The organism is Pseudonocardia humida (genome assembly GCF_023898865.1).
Lineage (GTDB): Bacteria > Actinomycetota > Actinomycetes > Mycobacteriales > Pseudonocardiaceae > Pseudonocardia > Pseudonocardia humida.
The window spans coordinates 109,787-127,146 of record NZ_JAGSOV010000060.1; the positions used below are offsets into that span (position 1 = coordinate 109,787).

A 17,360-nucleotide genomic window follows, 5' to 3' on the forward strand; every position below is an offset into this window, starting at 1 on the left:
GCGGCACGCACGTACTGTTGTCGGGTGCTCGCCGCCGTCCCGTCCCCGGTCACCGTGCGCGTGCCCGCCAAGATCAACTTACATCTCGCGGTGGGCCCGGTGCGTCCCGACGGGTACCACGAGCTGGTCACCGTCTTCCACGCCGTGAGCCTCTACGACGAGGTCTCGGTGGCCGAGGGCGAGGGCCCGAGCATCGAGGTGCACGGCGAGGGGGCCGCCGAGGTCCCCACCGACGAGACCAACCTCGCCCTGCGCGCGGTGCTGCTGCTCGCCGAGCACGCCGACCGCGACCCGGACGTCTCGGTGGTGCTGCGCAAGGGCATCCCCGTCGCGGGCGGGATGGCAGGCGGCAGCGCCGACGCGGCCGCCGCACTGGTCGGGCTGTCCTCGCTGTGGAAGCTGGAGCTCACCCGCGACGAGCTCTCCGAGCTGGCCGCCGAGCTGGGCAGCGACGTGGCGTTCGCGCTCTACGGGGGCACCGCCATGGGCACCGGCCGCGGCGAGCGGATCGTCCCGGTGCTGGCCCGCCACGCCCAGCACTGGGTGATCGCGCTGCACCGCGGCGGGCTGTCCACGCCAGAGGTCTTCGGCGAGCTCGACCGGCTCCGCTCCGGCTCGGACGCCGAGCCCCGGCCGGTCGAGCCCGTGCTGGAGGCCATCGCCGGCGGCGACCCCCGCCAGCTGGCCCTCAGCCTCGGCAACGACCTGCAGCCCGCCGCCGTCAGCATGGCCCCCGAGCTGCGCCGCACCCTGCGCGCCGGGGTCGACGCGGGCGCGCTGGCCGGGCTCGTCTCCGGCTCCGGGCCGACCTGCGCGTTCCTCTGCGCCGACCGCGACCGCGCCGTCGACGTGGCGACCGAGCTGGCCGGGCTCGGGGTGTGCCGCACCGTCCGGGTGGCGCACGGGCCCGTGCCCGGCGCCCGCGTCGTCGACCCGGCCGACCCACCACCCGGACCACCGCCCCTGCGACCGCTGGGGCACGCCTGATGCCGCCGCGGGGGAGCAACCTCGTCAACCTGGAGTCCGTCACCGCGCACGTGCCCGGCGACGCCTCCCGGGTGCTGCTGGACGCGGTCTCGCTGGGGGTCGAGCGCGGCGAGCGGATCGGCGTGGTCGGGCTCAACGGCGGCGGCAAGACCACCCTGCTCGACATCGTGACCGGGGTCCGGGCACCCGACGGCGGCCGGGTCAGCCGGGTCGGCGACCTGCGGATGACCCACCTCGTCCAGGGCGACGCCCTGCCCGCCGGCGTCCGCGTCCGCGACGTCGTGCTGGCCGCGTACGAGGACGCCGCCGAGCACGAGTGGGCCGCCGACGCGAAGGTCCGCGAGGTGCTCGACGGCCTGGGCATCGAAGACCTCGACCGTCCCGTCGCGGGCCTGTCCGGCGGCGAGAAGCGCCGGATCTCGCTGGCCGCCGCGCTCGTCGCCGACCCCGACCTGGTCGTGCTCGACGAGCCGACCAACCACCTCGACGTCGAGGGCATCGGCTGGCTCGCCGAGCACCTGCTGTCGCGGCGGTGCGCGGTCGTGGTCGTCACGCACGACCGGTGGTTCCTCGACGCCGTCTGCACCCGCACCTGGGAGGTCGCGAACGGGCGGGTCGAGAGCTATGTCGGCGGCTACGCCGACTGGGTCTACGCCCGCGCCGAGCGCTCCCGCCAGGCCGACGCCGCCGAGGCCCGCCGGCAGAACCTGGCCCGCAAGGAGCTGGCCTGGCTGCGCCGCGGCGCGCCGGCGCGCACGTCCAAGCCCCGGTTCCGGATCGAGGCGGCCGAGGCGCTGATCGCCGACGTGCCGCCCCCGCGCAACACCGTCGAGCTGCTCGGCTTCGCCACCAACCGGCTCGGCAAGACCGTGCTGGAGCTGGAGGACGCCACCGCCACCATCGCCGGGCGCACCCTGCTCGACCACGTCACCTGGCGGCTGGGCCCGGGCGACCGGGTCGGCGTCGTCGGCGTGAACGGCTCGGGCAAGACCACGCTGCTGCGCACGCTCACCGGGGAGCGCCCGCTGGACGGCGGGCGGCTGGTGCGCGGCAGTACCGTGCAGCTCGCCGAGCTCAGCCAGGAGCTGGTCGACCTGCCCCGCGACATGCGGGTGCTGGAGGCCACCGAGCAGGTGGCCAAGTTCGTCCGGCTGGGCAAGCTGGAGCTCACCGCGTCCTCGGTGCTGGAGCGGCTGGGCTTCCCCGCCGCCCGCCAGTGGACGCCGGTCGGCGACCTGTCCGGGGGCGAGCGGCGCCGCCTGCAGCTCACCCGGCTGCTGATGGCCGAGCCGAACGTGCTGCTGCTCGACGAGCCCACCAACGACCTCGACGTCGACACGCTCGCCCGGCTGGAGGACCTCCTCGACGGCTGGGCAGGCACGCTCGTGGTGGTCAGCCACGACCGCTACCTGGTCGAGCGCGTGTGCGACACGGTGGTGGCGCTCCTCGGCGACGGGAAGATCACCCACCTGCCCGGCGGCATCGAGGAGTACCTGCGCCGCCGCGCCGTCGCGGGCGACCAGGTCAACGGGCTCACCGCGGCCCCGACGACGGCGGCGCCCAAGCGCACGTCGAGCGCCGCCGACCAGCGGACCGCGCGCAAGGAGGCGTCCCGGCTCGAGCGCCGGATGGACGCGCTGACCAGGCGCGAGGCCGACCTGCACACCAAGCTGGCCGAGGCCGCCACCGACCCCACCCGCCTCATGGAGCTCGACCGCGAGCTGAAGACCGTGGTCGCCGAGCGGGAGGCCGTCGAGATGGAGTGGCTGGAGGCCGCCGAGCGCGCCGAGGCCTGACCGCCCGCGGTGGATGCCGGGATCAACCGATCGACGGACCGGGGGCGAACCGGTCGACCGAATCGCCCGGTGCCCACCCGGCCATAGCGTCGTCGGCATGACGGGGGCGACGGACACCACACCGCGAGCGACACCGACGGACCGACGACTGCTGACCGGGGACCCGGTACCCGCGTTCGCGCGCGGGCCGGTGCTCGCACTGGCCGGCGTGGTCGCGCTGCTGCTGACCGCGGTCAGCGGGCGCTACGGCTACTTCGGCGACGAGCTCTACTTCGTCGCCGCCGGCCACCACCTGGACTGGGGCTACGCCGACCAGCCACCGCTGGTGCCGCTGCTGGCCCTGCTGATGGACACGATCGCGCCGGGCTCGGTCGCGGTGCTGCGGATCCCGGCCACGCTGGCCACGGTGGCCGGGATCGTGCTGGCCGCGCTGCTGGCCCGCGAGCTCGGCGGGGGGCGCCGGGCGCAGCTGATCACCGCGGGCGCCTTCGCGGGGGCCCCGATCTTCCTGGCCGGCGGGCACCTGCTGGCCACCTCGACGTTCGACCCGGTGCTGTGGGCCGCGGTGACCTGGCTGGCGGTGCGCTGGGTGCGCACCCGCGCCGACCGGCTGCTGCTCGCCGCGGGTGCGGTCACCGCGGTGGCCCTGCAGGTCAAGTTCCTGATCGTGGGCTTCTGGGCGATCGCGATCATCGCGGTGCTGGTGGTCGGGCCGCGGGTGATGCTGCGGCGACCGGCACTGTGGGCCGGCGGGGCGATCGCCGTGCTGGCGACCGTGCCGACGCTGCTCTGGCAGGCCGGCAACGGCTGGCCGCAGCTGGGGATGAGCCAGGCCGTCGCCGCCGAGAGCGTGTACGCGGGCGGGATGCTCGGGTTCCTGCCGCTGGGCCTGGCCGGCGGCTTCCTGATCGGCCTCGTGCTGGCCGTGCACGGCACCTACCGCCTGCTGCGCGACCCCGACCTGCGGTTCCTGGGCATCACCGCGCTCGGCGTGGCCGCGCTGTTCATGCTCACCGGCGGGCGGCCGTACTACATCGCCGGCATGTTCCCGCTGGTGTGGGCGGCCTCGGCGGTCACCATCGAGCGCGGCAGCGCGTCGAGGTGGTGGCGGTGGATCCCGACCTGGCCGGTCTACGCGCTCAGCGCGGTGTTCGTGCTCGCGGTGGCGCACCCGCTGCCGATCAAGCCGGTGTCCTGGCACGCCGACCAGCCGCTGCAGATCGGCAACTTCCAGCGCGACGAGATCGGCTGGGAGAACACCGTGCCCGACGTCGTCGCGGCCTACGAGGCGCTGCCGCCGCAGGCCGCCGCCGACGCCGTGGTCGTCACCGGGGACTACTGGACGGTCTCGGCGATCCAGCGCTACGCGCCCCAGCTGCCCGCCTACAGCTACCACCGCGGCGCCGCCTGGTTCGGCACACCGCCGGAGGACTCCGGGGCGGTGCTGTTCCTCGGCGACCCGACGGCGCTGGCCCCGTACTTCACCTCGGTGACGGTGGTCGGGGCGCTGGACAACGACCTGCGGGTCGCGAACCTCACCCAGGGCGGCCCGCTCTTCCTGCTGGAGGGCCGTACCGCTCCCTGGAGCGAGATCTGGCCCGCCGTCCGCCACCTCTGACCGGCGGCCCTCGCCCCACGCGCCCTCACCCCACCGCGCGGGCGGGGCGGGTGGTGGGCGGGTCAGGGGGAGAGGGCGGCGACCAGGTCGGAGGTGCGGCCGAGGATCGTGGCCATCGCGACCGGGTCCATGTAGTCGTCGTAGGAGACGATCTCGCCGTCCCGGACGCGGACCACGCCGAGCGCGCGGAAGCGGTACGGCCCGCCGGTGGCCCGCGACCGGCCGTGGTGCTCGATCTCGGTGACGATGACCTCGGGATCGTCGGTCTCCCGAACGATCAGGTCCACCCCCTCGATGTCGAGCGCCCGGCGGCCCTGGCCGCCCAAGGCCCCGTAGAAGGCGCGGATGGTCTCGCGCCCGGCGAGCTCCGCCGGCATGCCGGGTGCGGTGAACGGGAAGCGCATCACGCCGTCCTCGGCGAACAGGTCGGCGAGCACCACCTCCTCGTCACCCTCGACCATCCGGCGCGTCAGCTCGGCGATCTCCCGCGGTGTGCGGCTCATGCGCGTCCTCCTCGTAGAATCGGAACGGTGACCCCGCTTAGAACATACGGAACGCTCGCCCCGGTTAGCAAGTGGGGTCGGTAGTAATGGCCGACCGACCCCTGCGCGCCGACGCCCGGCGCAACCGGGAGCGCGTCCTGGAGGCGGCCCGCGAGCTGTTCGCGGCCTCCGGTATCGCCGTCCCCCTCGACGAGATCGCCGCCCGGGCCGGGGTCGGCCCGGGCACCGTCTACCGGCACTTCCCGACCAAGGAGGCGCTGTTCGAGGCGGTCACCACCGCCCGGCTCCACGATCTGGTCGAGTTCGCCAGGGCGCGCGCCGCCGCGGACGACCCCGCCGCCGCGTTCGACGAGTTCCTCGACCGGCTCACCGAGGAGGCGGCCGCCAAGCGCGACCTCCCCGAGGCGTTCACCGCGGTCGGCATGGACGGGCTCGCCCCCGCCCGCGAGGAGCTGTTCGCCGTGCTCACCGTGCTCGTGCGGCGCGCCCAGGAGGTGGGGGCGGTGCGCGCGGAGATCCGGGCGAGCGACCTGCTGGCCCTGCTCAAGGGCATGCTGCAGGCTGCGGGCGAGTCCCCCGACCCGACCGTGCTCGACCGGATCGCCGTCGTCCTGCGCGACGGGCTCCGGCCGCCGGCCCCGCAGAGGATCAATCTTTCGACCGATACGCCCGGCGGCCGCGCCCCGTAGCGTCGCGGTCGTGCGGGTCGGGGTCGGGGGACCCCCTGGGGAGCCCGCACCGACGCCCGACCGGCCCGCCGCCGTCCACGGCGATGCCGGGCCGGTCGGCCCGTCCGTCCGCCGCGTCCGGGGTGACGTCAGCTCGATCGGATTGACGTCAGGGTGATGTCAGGCTGGTGTCAGCGGCCCGGCGCACGCTGGGCGCCATGGACACCGTCATCGACGTCAGCGGGCTGCGCAAGACCTTCGGGTCGACCGCGGCCCTGGCCGGCATCGACCTCGCCGCCCGGCGGGGCCAGGTGCTCGGCCTGCTCGGCCCCAACGGCTCGGGCAAGACCACCACCGTCCGCATCCTCGCCACGCTGCTGCGCCCGGACGCCGGCCGCGCCAGCGTGCTGGGCCACGACGTCCTCACCGACCCGCGGGCGGTGCGCAGCCGCATCGGGCTGACCGGCCAATACGCCGCCGTCGACGAGGCTCTTACCGGCACCAACAACCTGCTGCTCGTGGGCAGGCTGCTCGACCTGCCCAGATCGGAGGCGCGCCGGCGCGCCTCCGAGCTGCTCGACCGCTTCGAGCTCACCGAGGCCGCCGGGCGCCGCGTGCGCACCTACTCCGGCGGCATGCGCCGCCGGCTCGACCTGGCGGCCAGCCTGATCGGCCGCCCGGACGTGCTGTTCCTCGACGAGCCGACCACCGGCCTGGACCCGCGCCACCGCAACGAGGTGTGGGACAGCGTGCGCGAGCTCGCCGCCGACGGCGTGACCGTGCTGCTGACCACCCAGTACCTGGAGGAGGCCGACCAGCTCGCCGACGACCTGGTGGTCCTCGACCGCGGCCGGGTCATCGCCGCCGGCACGCCCGCCTCGCTCAAGAGCGAGGTCGGCGGCACCCGGCTGCACGTGCGCCCGCTCGACCGCGCCGACCTCCCGCTGGTCACGGCGCTGGTCGCGGAGCTGGCCCCGAGCGCCGAGCAGATCGTCGGTTCCGGCGGCGAGCTGGTCGTGACCGCGGCCGACCCCGCCCTGCTGTACCGCGTCGGCGCCCGCCTCGACGAGGCCGGCGTCGTCGTCGCCGAGCTCGGCCTGCGGCTGCCCAGCCTCGACGACGTGTTCCTGACCCTCACCGGGCACCGCGCGGACAGCGACGGCGCCGGGACCGAGCAGCCGGAGGCGGCGGCATGACCACCACCACCCAGAAGTCCACGACCGGCACGACGACCGCCGGGGGGACGCCCGGTGCGGCGCCGCCGCGGTGGCGGCTGCCCTCCGCCCTGCGCCACGGCGGCACGCTGGCCTGGCGCGGCCTGGTCAAGACGGTCGGCTCGACCGAGGCGCTGATCGACGTCACCCTGCAGCCGGTCATCTTCCTGCTGCTGTTCGTCTACGTCTTCGGCGGCGCGATCTCCGGTGACAGCTCGACCTACCTGCAGTTCGCGCTGCCCGGCGTGCTGGTGCAGACCATCGTGTTCGCCTCGGCGGGCACCGGGACCGCGCTCGCCGACGACCTCAAGACCGGGATCTTCGACCGGTTCCGCAGCATGCCGATCTCGCGGACCGCTCCGCTGCTCGGCGCGATCGGCGCCGACCTGGTGCGCTACCTGGTCTCCGGCGTGATCATGCTGGTGCTCGGGGTGGTCCTCGGGTTCCGGTTCTCCGGTGGCCCGGTGGCGGTGCTGGCCGCGCTGGGCATGGTGATGGCGCTGGCCTTCGCGCTGTGCTGGGTCTTCACCGCGCTGGCGATGGTGGTCCGCGAGCCGCGCTCCGTGCAGGGCATCGGCGCGCTGATCATGCTGCCGATCACCTTCGGCAGCAACGTGTTCGTCCCGGCCGACACCATGCCCGGGTGGCTGCGGGGGTTCGTCGAGGTCAACCCGGTCTCGAAGGTCGCGGACGCGGCGCGCGGGCTGCTCACCGGGGGCCCGGTGGCCGCGCCGGCCACGGCCGGGCTGCTCGCCGCGGCCGTCATCACCGCGGTGTTCATGCCGCTGGCGGTCGTGCTCTACCAGCGGCGCACCTGAGGCCTAGGCGATGAGGCCGGGCTCGGGGACCGCCACCGCGGCGGCCAGGTACGCCATCCCGGCCTCCCGCGGCATCGTCCGCCCGGCCTCGTACGCGCGCTCGGCGGCGGTGTCGCCGAGCGCGCGGCGCGCTGCCGCGTCCAGGGCCGCCACCTCGGGGCTGCCCAGGTCGGGTTCGCCGCGCTGGCCGGCGGCCACGCCGAGCAGGGTGGCGGCCCGTTCCGGGTCGCCCTCGTCGAGGGCCAGCCGCGCCGCCACCTCGGCGACGCTCGCGCTGACCGGGGAGTCCTGGCCCTCGACGGCGCAGCGCACCGCTTCGCCCAGGTGCTCGCGGGCGGTGGGCAGGTCGCCTGCGGCCAGCTCGACCGCCGCCCACGACAGCGCGAACGAGGCCCGCCGCTGGGGTGCGCCGACACCGATGGCCCTGACCCTCCCGCTCGCCCGGTCGAGTTCGCGCCGGGCCGCGCCCAGGTCGCCGGCGAGCCGCTCGACCTGGGCCAGGAAGAGTCCCAGCATGCCGCTCAGCGGCCCCTCCGGACCGGCCAGCTCGATCGCCCCGGCCAGTCCGGCGCGGGCGGCGTCGAGGTTGCCGCGGCGGGCCTCCAGCAGCGCCCGCCGCCCCATGAACTGCGGCAGGTCCTCGTCGTTGCGCAGCTCGGTGGCCAGGGCGACGGCCTCGTCGTAGGCGCGGGCGGCGGCGTCGTGGTGGCCGGCCAGGTCCTCCAGCTCGCCCAGCTCGTTGACCGTGAGGCCGAGACCGAACCGGTCGCCGACGCGCGCGAACAGGGCGTGCGCCTCGCGGATCAGCTCGCGCTGCCGACCGACCCGGCCGTCGTTGGCCGCCCAGACCCCGACCATGGTCAGCGCGGTGGCCCGGATCCACGGGTCGGTCGTCTCCCGGGCCAGTGCCAGTGCGGCGCTGTCGTCGTGCTCGGTGAACAGCAGCCGGCCGGGCTCCACCAGGTCGAGCACGGGGTGGCGGGGCGGCTCGACCCGCTCGCCGAGGCGCACCGCCTCCTCGACCAGACCGGGCACCGCGGCCGCGTCCTCGTCGCCCAGGTGGGTCAAGGCGCTGTACGCCGCGGTCAGGGCGCGGGCGGTGAGCGGCGCCGGGCCGGTCATGGCGTGCACCGCGTGGACCCAGTGGGTCGTGTCCTGGGACAGCCCGCGGATCATCCACGACCAGGCCATCGCGGCCACCAACCGGTGCGCGGTGGCCGAGTCGCCCGCGCCGACGGCCCGGCGCAGCGCGATGTCGATCTCCTCGGCGTCGTCGTTGAGCCGGGCCAACCAGCCCAGCTGCTCGGCGCCGCGCAGGTGCGGCTCGGCCGCCTCCGCGCGCTCCAGGAACAGCCGGGCGTGGGTGGCCTCGGTCGCGGTCCGCTCACCGGCCTCGTCGAGGCGCTCGCCCGCGTACTCGCGGATGGTCTCCAGCATCCGGTAGCGCGTCGGGCCCGCCCCGGTCACGGCGACCACCATCGACTTGTCGACCAGCGAGGCGAGCAGGTCGAAGACGTCGTCGGGCGACAGGCCGCCGGGCGCGGCGCAGACGGCCTCGGCGTCGCGGGCGGTGGCGCCGCCGGCGAAGACCGACAACCGCCGGGCGACCGCCCGCTCCGGCTCGCCCAGCAGGTCCCAGCTCCAGTCGACCACCGCGCGCAGCGTCTGATGGCGGGGCAGCGCCGTGCGCGCGCCCGAGGTGAGCAGCCGGAACCGGTCGCCGAGGCGGGCGGCGATCTCGGCCGGGTTCAACGTGCGCAGCCGGGCCGCGGCCAGCTCGATCGGCAGCGGTTGGCCGTCGAGGCGGCGGCAGATCTCGGCGGCCGCCGCGCGCACGTCGGGGGTGAGCCGGAAGCCGGGCCGGACCGCGGCCCCGCGCTCGGCGAACAGCTGGACCGCGGCGTCCGGAGCCAGGGCGTCGACCGGGTGCAGCACCTCGCCGGGCACGCCGAGCGGCTCGCGGCTGGTGGCCAGCACCCGCAGCCGCGGGCAGGACTCCAGCAGCGTCGCGGTGAGCCGGGCGACGCCGTCCACCAGGTGCTCGCAGTTGTCCAGGACGAGCACGGCGTCGGCCCCGCCCAGGGCGCTGAGCAGACGGTCCAGCGTGTCGGGCGCGCCCTCCTCCTGCACGCGCACGAGCGCCGCGCGCCCCGCCGCCGAGAGCAGCGCCGCCGGGAGCTGGTCGGCGGTGGTGAGCGCGGCCAGCTCGGCGACGACGACCCGGGTCGTCGGGCCGGGCACCGGTCCGGACTGCACGGCCTCGCGGGCGAGGCGGGTCTTGCCCGCGCCCCCCGGCCCGGTCAGCGTGACGAGCCGGGAGCCGGCGAGCAGCGCGTGGACGCGGTCGAGGTCGGTGCCGCGGCCGATGAAGCTGGTCAGCGCGACCGCGCCGACGCTCGGCGCGGGCGCCTGCAGCGGCGACGGCGCCGGGCGGGTGGGACGGGCAGCCGCGGGCGCAGGCGCGCGCAGCACGTCGAGCCGGGCCGCGGCCAGCTCCGGGCCGGGGTCGACGCCCAGCTCGTCGGCCAGCCGGGCGGCGGTGCGGTCGAGCGCGGCCAGCGCGTCGGCCTGCCGGTCGGCGGCGTGCAGGCAGCGGGCCAGCAGCACCGCGGTCTGCTCGCGCAGCGGCAGCTCGTCGAGCTGGGCGGTCAGCGCGTCGAGCTCGGGCTCCGGGTCGCCCAGGCGCAGCGCCAGCCGGGCCCTGCCCTCCACGGCGCGGGCCCGCCGCTCGCCGAGGCGGGTGGCGGCGGTGGCGGTGAAGGGCAGGTCGGCCAGGTCGGCCAGGGCCGGGCCGCGCCAGAGCGCCAGCGCCTGGCCGAGCAGGTCGCGCGCGGGCCCGGCGCCCGCGGTCTCGGCCTCGGCGGTCAGCCGCTCGAAGCGGCCGGCGTCGACGGCGTCCGGCGGGACGCGCAGCCGGTAGCCACCGGCCTCGGTGCCGACCAGGTCGGCGCCGATCACCCGCCGCAGCCGGGACACCAGCGCCTGCAGCGCGTTGCCGGCACCGTCCGGGGCGGCCCCGCCCCACAGGTCGTCGACGAGCACGGAGGAGGGGACGGGCCGGTCGGCGTCGAGCGCGAGCCGGGCCAGCAGCCCGCGCAGCCGCAGGCCGGGCAGCGGCAGCGGATCGGCTCCGCGCCGCACCTCGACCGTCCCCAGCAGCCCGACGTGCACGGGCCCAGTGTGCCCCCGGTGCGCGGAGCGCGAGGGCTCAGGCCGATTCGCGGTGGAACGTCCGGATCCCCCAGGTCAGGCAGAGCACGACGAGCGCGGCGGTGACGCCCGCCCCGATCAGCACCGACGGGTCGCCCAGGTCGCCGCGGAACAGCGCGCGCTCCGCGTCGACGATGTGCACGAAGGGGTTGGCCCGGGAGATGGCGTAGAGCCAGTCCGGGGCCACCGACATCGGCAGCAGCACCCCCGAGAGCAGCAGCAGCGGCAGGCCGAAGGTGTTGAACACCGGCCCGAGCGCCTCCTCGCTCTTGAGCCGCAGCGCCAGCGCGTAGGAGGCCGCGGACATGGCCAGCCCGGCCACGGCGATCAGCACCAGCGCCAGCAGCACCCCGCCCAGCGGGGCCCGCAGGCCGAACGGCAGCGAGATCAGCACCAGCAGCACCGACTGCAGGACGAGCACCACGACGTCCTTGAGCGAGCGCCCGAGCAGCAGCGCGCTGCGGCTGGCCGGGGTGACCCGCATCCGGTCGATCACCCCGGCGCGGTACTCGCTGATCAGGCCGAAGCCGACGAACAGCGTGCCGAAGACGACCTGCTGCACGACCAGCGCGGGCACGAACACCTGCCAGGCGTCGCCCGGCGGGAAGCCCGGGGTGTTCTGCACGACGGGGATGAGCAGCGGCCCGAACAGCGCCAGGTAGATCAGCGGCTGGAAGACGCCGATGAGCACCCACGCCGGGTTGCGCAGCGACTGGCGCAGCGACCGCCGGAAGATCAACCAGGTGGTGGTCATCGGGCCGCTCCGACCGGCGCGGCGGCGGGATCGGGGACGTCCGCCTCGGCGTCGCGCAGGGTGCGCCCGGTCAGGGTGAGGAAGACGTCGTCGAGGCTGGGCCGGCGGACCTCCACCGACAGCGCGGCCACGCCGGCGGCGTCCATCCCGCGCAGCAGCGCGGGCAGCACGCCGGCGCCGTCGGGCGTGCGGAACCGCACGGTCGAGCCGTCGACGGCGGGCTGCTCGCCGGGCAGGTCGGTGGCCAGTCGGGCCACGACCTCCGGCGAGTCGGCGCCGACGACGACCAGGTCGCCGGAGACGCGGCGCTTGAGCTCGTCCGGCGTGCCCGCGGCGACGATGCGGCCGCGGTCGATGACCAGGATCCGGTCGCACAGCGCGTCGGCCTCGTCGAGGTAGTGGGTGGTCAGGAACAGGGTGGTGCCGTGCTCGGCGTGCAGCCTGCTGATGTGCTCCCAGAGGTTGGCCCGGCTCTGCGGGTCCAGACCGGTGGAGGGCTCGTCGAGGAAGAGCAGCGGGGGCCGGTGCACCAGGCCCATGGCGATGTCCAGGCGGCGGCGCTGGCCGCCGGAGAGGGTCTGCACGACCCGGGAGCCCGCCTCGCCGAGGTCGAACGAACCGAGCAGGTCCGCGGCCCGGCCCGCGGCCTCGGCCGCGCTCAGCCCGTACAGCCGGGCCTGCAGCTCCAGCTCGTCGCGGACCCGGCAGTCCGGGCCGGCGCCGCCGCTCTGCCCGACGTAGCCGATGCGGCGGCGCACGCCCGCCGGGTCGGTGCGCAGGTCGTGGCCGGCCACGGTGGCGGTGCCCGCGGTCGGGGCGAGCAGCGTGGTGAGCATGCGCAGGGTGGTGGTCTTGCCTGCGCCGTTGGGGCCGAGGAAGCCGACCAGCTCGCCGGCGGCCACGTCGATGTCGACCCCGGCGACGGCCGTGACCTCCTCGACGGTGCGGCCCCGGCGGGCGCGGAAGGTGCGGGCGAGCCCGCGTGCGGTCATCACGCGGGTCACCCTGGCCCCTGCGGGGCAACTAGTCAAGCTTTACTAGTGACTCCTCCGTCGAGCACGAACGTCCCGTCGCGGATGCGCCCGGCCAGGTCGAGGGACCAGTCGATCTCCGCCCGCAGCCGGCTCGCCGCCAGCTGCATCAGCGCCCCCACCTGCGCGGGCTTGGCCGCGTCGGGCCCCACGACCGGACGGTCGGCGCCCGGCTCGACGGGTGGGTCGACCCGGACCAGCTGCGCCCACAGTGCCCGCACCCGGTAGTCGAGCAGGGTGGCGACCTCCGCCCTCGGCAGCAGGTGCAGGAAGCCGAACGCCGCGCTCAGCTCGTCGAGGGTGTCGTGCGGATCGCTGACCGCCGAGCGCACCAGGTGCCAGAACTCGGTCTCGCCGTCGGGGGTGAGCCGGTAGACCGTGCGCTCCGGGCCGCCGCCGGACTCGGTGCCGACCTCGCTGACCAGGCCGCGCTTGGTCAGCGTGCGCAGTGCCTGGTAGATCGACGCCGGGGCGACGTTCGCCCAGGCGTCGGCCCGCCAGCTCATCAGCTCGCGTCGCACCTGGTAGCCGTGGGCCTGCCCGAGGTCGCGGACGACCCCGAGCACCAGCATCCGGACGGCGGACACGCGCGGACCCGGCTCAGCCGGCCAGCTCGGCCAGCAGGTACGCCTCGGCCAGCACGGCGGTGCGGAACATGCCCAGGTGCACGCTCTCGTCGATGCCGTGCCACCGGCTCGCCGGGTCGCCCACGCCGGTGACCAGCACCGCGGCCCCCGGGAACGTGCGGGCGAACTCGGCGATGAACGGGATCGAGCCGCCGACCCCGACCTCCACCACGTCGTTGCCGTAGGCGTCGGCGAAGGCGCGCCGGGCCATGTCGTACACCGACCCGGCGGCGTCCAGGCTGAACGGCTCGGCGATCCCGTGGCCGGGGGTGATCGTCACCTTGGCGCCCCACGGCACGTGCGCCTTGAGGTGCTCGGCCAGGGCGTCCTGGGCCTTCCGGGTGTCGTCGCCCGGCGCCAGCCGCAGGCTCACCGCGGCCCGGGCCCGGGGCAGCAGCACGTTGGACACCTCGTCGACGCGCGGCGCGTCGATGCCCAGCACGGCCACCGCCGGCTTCTGCCACGACCGCTCCGGGATGGTGCCGGTGCCGATCAGCTCCACGCCGTCGAGCAGGCCGACGTCGGAGCGGAAGGTGGCTTCGTCGAAGTCCGGCGCGGCCGACGTGCCCTGGGCCAGCCCGCCAACGGCGACCTCGCCCAGCTCGTCGTGCAGGCTGGCCAGGGTGCGGCAGAGCGCGGTGAGCGCGTCGCCGACCGGGCCGCCGTAGACGCCCGAGTGCACCGGGCGCTCCAGCATCGCGACCTCGATGGTCAGGTCGACCAGTCCGCGCAGGCTGGTGGTCAGCGCCGGGACGTCGACGGCGGGGTTGGCCGAGTCGGCGATCACGATGGCGTCGCAGGCCAGCAGGTCGCGGTGCTCGGCCAGGAAGGCCGTCAGCGTGGGGGAGCCGGACTCCTCCTCGCCCTCGATGAACAGCGTCACCCCGATCGGCGGCCCGCCCTGGACGGCCTGGTAGGCGCGCAGCACCGTCAGGTGGGTCAGCACGCCGGCCTTGTCGTCGGCGGCGCCGCGGCCGTAGAGCCGCCCCCCGCGCTCGGTGGGCTCGAACGGCGGGCTCGTCCAGTGCTCGTCGCCACCGGTGGGCTGCACGTCGTGGTGGGCGTAGAGCAGGATCGTCGGCGCGCCCTCCGGCGCGGGCCAGCTGGCCACGACCGCGGGCGCGCCGTCCTCGACCGACAGCACCCGCACGTCCGCCGCGCCGGCCGCCCGGGCCAGCCCGGCGATGGCCTCGGCGCTGCGGCGGGTGTCCTCGGCGTGGTCCGGATCGGCCCAGATGCTGGGGATCCGGACCAGGGTCTCCAGGTCGGCGCGGGCGGCGGGCAGGGCCGCGTCGACCGCGGCGGGCAGGGTGTCACGCAGATCCGGCACGGCGGCGATGCTACGCGGCGCCGGCGGCCGCGGCCCGGTCCGCGCGGGCCTCCACCGAGCGCCGGTACCAGGTCAGGGCGCCGGTGGCGGCCAGCGCGGCGGTCACCCCGCCGCCGATCACGCGCACCCAGTGCGCGGCGTTGAACTCCGCGGCGACGGCGCGCAGGTACTCGTCGGAGTGGGTGCCGACCGGGTCGACGAACATGATCTCGTTGCGCGGCCAGAAGAACCAGGCCGAGAACAGGAACTCGCAGCACACGTACACCGCGAGGGCGACGACCAGCAGCCACCGCACGCGCGGTACGCGCCAGGTCAGCAGCACCGATGCGGCCGCGGTCGCGATGACGCTGAGCCCGAGCGGCGGGAAGAAGTCCGACGGGCTGCCGGCCACCATGAACTCCCGGGCCTGCACCAGTGACGCCGGTGGATCGCGGAAGATGTTCGGGTACAGCATCGCGGTCTCGGCGAGGATCCCGCCGAAGGAGATCGTCGCGGCCGCGGTGAGCACGGTGAGCAGCACAGCGGTCAGGCTGGAGAGGTTGGCTCGCATGCCGACCGACGCTAGGGGCGCGCCCGGCGGCCGTCGTCGGCCTGCGCTCGCGTCCGGTGTCGCTCCTCGACGTACGCCGTCGCCGCCCCGGCACGCCTCCGGGCGGCCCGGGGTGACGACCCGGTGACGGCGCGGGCGGTCGTCACCCGATCGGGCGGCGGTGAGGGTATCGTGCGTCTGCGTGATCACGCTGGCACGCAGCGTGAATGTCGGCCCTCGGGCACCCGACGGGTGCGATCGGACGCGGGCCACGACCCGGGGGACGCGTGTGCACTGGTTGACGACGGGCTCCGCCCCGCACCGCCCGCGCCCCGGCGTCCCGGGCGTGGACACCGCCCGCCCCCACCCGGCCCGCGTCTACGACTACCTGCTCGGCGGCAAGGACAACTTCGCCGCCGACCGCGACGCGGGCGACGCCATGATCGCCCGCCTGCCCGGGCTGCCCGCGATGACCAGGGCCAACCGCGACTTCCTCGGTCGGGCCGTCCGGCACCTGGTGCGGACGCACGGCGTGCGGCACTTCCTCGACATCGGTTCGGGCATCCCGACCTCCCGCAACGTGCACGAGATCGCCCAGGCGGCCGACCCGGGCGCCCGGGTCGTCTACGTCGACGACGACCCCGTGGTCGCCGCGCACTCGCGCGCCCTGCTGACCGGGGCCGAGGCCGGGCGCACCGCCTTCGTCCACGCCGACGCCACCGACCCGGCCGCCGTGCTGGCCGCGCCCGCCGTCGCCGAGCTGCTCGACCGCGCCGAACCGGTCGCCCTGATGGTCGTGTCGGTGCTGATGTACTTCCCGGACGACACGGCGCACCGCATCGTCGACACCCTGCTGGCGGCCCTCCCGCCGGGCAGCTTCCTCACCGTCAGCCACCCCACGGCCGACTTCGACCCGGCGGTCGTGGCCCAGGCGGTGGCCGCGGCCCGGCGCAGCGGGCTCACCTACATCACCCGCACGCGCGCCGAGGTCGAGGCCTTCTTCGCCGGGACCGACCCGGTCGAACCGGGGGTCGTGCCCCTGCTGGCCTGGCGACCCGACGGCGGGACCGCTCCGCCCGACCCGCACGGCGTCTACTACTGGGCGGGCATGGCCCGGCGCCGCTGACCGCTCGGCGCACCGCACGGCGCGCGCCGCCCACCGGTGGACGGCGATCACCCTGCGTCGCCGTCTCCTGCCCTAGGTTCGGTCCGGCGGGTCGGGGGATGGCCGCGGACGCCGCACGCACTGCTCAGCACGACCGCAGGGACTTCCGTGGACGATCCGATCGACCGGCGCCCGGGGGTGGACCACACCCGGGCCCACCCGGCCCGGGTGTACGACTACTGGCTGGGCGGCAAGGACAACTTCGCCGCCGACCGCGAGGTCGCCGAGGCCATGATGACCGCGGTGCCCGGCATCCCGATGATGGCCCGGGCCAACCGCGACTTCCTGCAGCGCACGCTGCGGGTGCTGGTCTCCGAGCGCGGGATCGACCAGTTCCTCGACGTCGGCTCGGGCATCCCGACCGCCCGCAACACCCACGAGGTCGTGCAGGAGCTGGCCCCGGCCGCGCGGGTGCTCTACGTCGACAACGACCCGGTGGTGGCCGCGCACTCGCGGGCCCTGCTGACCGGCACCCACGACGGGGCCAGCGCGTTCCTGCTCGCCGACGCCCGCGAGCCCGGGGCGATCCTGGGCGATCCGGTGCTGCACCGGACCCTCGACCTGCACCGGCCGGTCGGGCTGATGCTGGTCTCGGTGCTGATGTACTTCCCCGACGAGGTCGCCCACCACATCGTGCGCACGCTGCTGGCGGCCCTCCCGCCGGGCAGCCACCTCACCATCAGCCACCCGACCGCCGACTTCGACCCGGAGGCCTCGGCGGCGGCGGTGGCCGTGGCCCGCCGCGGCGGGCTCACCTACATCACCCGCTCCCGCGCGGAGGTCGAGGCGTTCTTCGCGGGGCTGGAGCTGGTCGGACCGGGGGTCGTGCCGATCGCGGGGTGGCGCCCGGAGCTGGGCGCCGGCCCGCGCGGCGACGAGCGGCGCGCGCACTTCTGGGGCGGGGTCGCCCGCAAGCCGTGATGCGCCACGAGGCGCTTCATTATATCCCCGTTATAGACGGGAAGGACTCGGGAGGAGGTCCTTGGTCTGATGGCTCACCTGGATCCGAAAGGTGAAGGGGACAGTAGCATGCCAGGAAAGCGGCAGTCATGCTCAGGCGTATGAGGTGACGTGCCGCGGGACCCGTGCGATATGGTGAAAGCTGGATTGC

Annotated in this window: 15 protein-coding genes; 8 read left to right on the plus strand and 7 right to left on the minus strand. The window is 75.6% G+C overall.

What is annotated here, in order from left to right; translation table 11 throughout:
• Positions 1-24: 24 nt before the first annotated feature.
• The 3 genes from KDL28_RS28450 to KDL28_RS28460 all read left to right on the plus strand — a co-directional run bounded on the left by KDL28_RS28450 (position 25) and on the right by KDL28_RS28460 (position 4,401).
• Positions 25-987 carry a 4-(cytidine 5'-diphospho)-2-C-methyl-D-erythritol kinase gene (locus KDL28_RS28450; protein ID WP_252443470.1) on the plus strand — a complete coding sequence of 321 codons (963 nt, stop codon included), beginning with the start codon at positions 25-27 and terminating at the stop codon, positions 985-987.
• Positions 987-2,783, plus strand: a complete 1,797-nt coding sequence (locus tag KDL28_RS28455) for an ABC-F family ATP-binding cassette domain-containing protein (RefSeq protein WP_252443472.1) — start codon at positions 987-989, stop codon at positions 2,781-2,783. The genes KDL28_RS28450 and KDL28_RS28455 overlap by 1 nt, the downstream gene beginning before the upstream one ends.
• 97 nt (positions 2,784-2,880) lie before the next feature.
• Entirely contained in the window at positions 2,881-4,401 is a 1,521-nt protein-coding gene (locus KDL28_RS28460; RefSeq protein ID WP_252443474.1) for a glycosyltransferase family 39 protein, read from the plus strand.
• Positions 4,402-4,463: 62 nt separating this feature from the next.
• Here the strand turns inward: KDL28_RS28460 and KDL28_RS28465 are convergent, their stop codons facing one another.
• A complete protein-coding gene (locus KDL28_RS28465; protein ID WP_252443476.1) occupies positions 4,464-4,904 on the minus strand; it encodes a nuclear transport factor 2 family protein in 441 nt (146 codons plus the stop codon).
• An 86-nt stretch (positions 4,905-4,990) separates the two neighbouring features.
• Between KDL28_RS28465 and KDL28_RS28470 the strand changes: the two genes are divergently transcribed.
• The 3 genes from KDL28_RS28470 (at position 4,991) to KDL28_RS28480 (ending at position 7,604) form a co-directional block, all read left to right on the plus strand.
• Positions 4,991-5,593: a TetR/AcrR family transcriptional regulator gene (locus KDL28_RS28470; RefSeq protein ID WP_252443478.1), complete on the plus strand. Its 603-nt coding sequence runs from the start codon at positions 4,991-4,993 to the stop codon at positions 5,591-5,593.
• Between the two features lie 197 nt (positions 5,594-5,790).
• On the plus strand, positions 5,791-6,768 hold the full coding sequence (locus tag KDL28_RS28475; RefSeq protein WP_252443480.1) for an ATP-binding cassette domain-containing protein: 978 nt from the start codon (positions 5,791-5,793) through the stop codon (positions 6,766-6,768).
• Positions 6,765-7,604, plus strand: coding sequence for an ABC transporter permease (locus tag KDL28_RS28480; RefSeq protein WP_252443482.1), 840 nt, complete (start codon positions 6,765-6,767; stop codon positions 7,602-7,604). The genes KDL28_RS28475 and KDL28_RS28480 overlap by 4 nt, the downstream gene beginning before the upstream one ends.
• Before the next feature lie 3 nt (positions 7,605-7,607).
• On the opposite strand, the gene KDL28_RS28485 is transcribed toward KDL28_RS28480, so the two are convergent.
• From KDL28_RS28485 to KDL28_RS28510, 6 genes are read right to left on the minus strand one after another with little or no spacing between them, the layout of a single operon-like run.
• Entirely contained in the window at positions 7,608-10,775 is a 3,168-nt protein-coding gene (locus tag KDL28_RS28485; protein WP_252443484.1) for an ATP-binding protein, read from the minus strand.
• Between the two features lie 37 nt (positions 10,776-10,812).
• Entirely contained in the window at positions 10,813-11,568 is a 756-nt protein-coding gene (locus KDL28_RS28490; protein WP_252443485.1) for an ABC transporter permease, read from the minus strand.
• Positions 11,565-12,563, minus strand: a complete 999-nt coding sequence (locus KDL28_RS28495; RefSeq protein ID WP_252443486.1) for an ATP-binding cassette domain-containing protein — start codon at positions 12,561-12,563, stop codon at positions 11,565-11,567. Before KDL28_RS28495 ends, KDL28_RS28490 begins: the two co-directional genes overlap by 4 nt.
• A gap of 32 nt (positions 12,564-12,595) precedes the next feature.
• Complete coding sequence (locus tag KDL28_RS28500) at positions 12,596-13,186, minus strand: PadR family transcriptional regulator (protein WP_252443488.1); 591 nt, start codon at positions 13,184-13,186, stop codon at positions 12,596-12,598.
• A gap of 13 nt (positions 13,187-13,199) precedes the next feature.
• On the minus strand, positions 13,200-14,555 hold the full coding sequence (locus KDL28_RS28505; RefSeq protein ID WP_252443490.1) for a dipeptidase: 1,356 nt from the start codon (positions 14,553-14,555) through the stop codon (positions 13,200-13,202).
• Between the two features lie 10 nt (positions 14,556-14,565).
• Positions 14,566-15,105 (minus strand): DUF1772 domain-containing protein, encoded by a 540-nt coding sequence (locus tag KDL28_RS28510; RefSeq protein ID WP_252443492.1) that lies wholly within the window; start codon positions 15,103-15,105, stop codon positions 14,566-14,568.
• A gap of 325 nt (positions 15,106-15,430) precedes the next feature.
• Here KDL28_RS28510 and KDL28_RS28515 point away from each other — a divergent pair, with 325 nt between their 5' ends.
• Together KDL28_RS28515 and KDL28_RS28520 are read left to right on the plus strand one after the other, a co-directional pair.
• Entirely contained in the window at positions 15,431-16,210 is a 780-nt protein-coding gene (locus KDL28_RS28515; RefSeq protein ID WP_252443494.1) for an SAM-dependent methyltransferase, read from the plus strand.
• A gap of 147 nt (positions 16,211-16,357) precedes the next feature.
• Positions 16,358-17,170 carry an SAM-dependent methyltransferase gene (locus KDL28_RS28520; RefSeq protein ID WP_252443496.1) on the plus strand — a complete coding sequence of 271 codons (813 nt, stop codon included), beginning with the start codon at positions 16,358-16,360 and terminating at the stop codon, positions 17,168-17,170.
• The last annotated feature ends 190 nt before the right edge of the window (positions 17,171-17,360 follow it).

Bases quoted from the DNA above. Each gene is read 5' to 3' on its own strand.
- KDL28_RS28490 (WP_252443485.1), bottom strand. From the start codon at position 11,568: ATGACCACCACCTGGTTGATCTTCCGGCGGTCGCTGCGCCAGTCGCTG.
- KDL28_RS28455 (WP_252443472.1), top strand. From the start codon at position 987: ATGCCGCCGCGGGGGAGCAACCTCGTCAACCTGGAGTCCGTCACCGCG.
- KDL28_RS28465 (WP_252443476.1), bottom strand. From the start codon at position 4,904: ATGAGCCGCACACCGCGGGAGATCGCCGAGCTGACGCGCCGGATGGTC.
- KDL28_RS28475 (WP_252443480.1), top strand. From the start codon at position 5,791: ATGGACACCGTCATCGACGTCAGCGGGCTGCGCAAGACCTTCGGGTCG.
- KDL28_RS28460 (WP_252443474.1), top strand. From the start codon at position 2,881: ATGACGGGGGCGACGGACACCACACCGCGAGCGACACCGACGGACCGA.
- KDL28_RS28480 (WP_252443482.1), top strand. From the start codon at position 6,765: ATGACCACCACCACCCAGAAGTCCACGACCGGCACGACGACCGCCGGG.
- KDL28_RS28510 (WP_252443492.1), bottom strand. From the start codon at position 15,105: ATGCGAGCCAACCTCTCCAGCCTGACCGCTGTGCTGCTCACCGTGCTC.
- KDL28_RS28470 (WP_252443478.1), top strand. From the start codon at position 4,991: ATGGCCGACCGACCCCTGCGCGCCGACGCCCGGCGCAACCGGGAGCGC.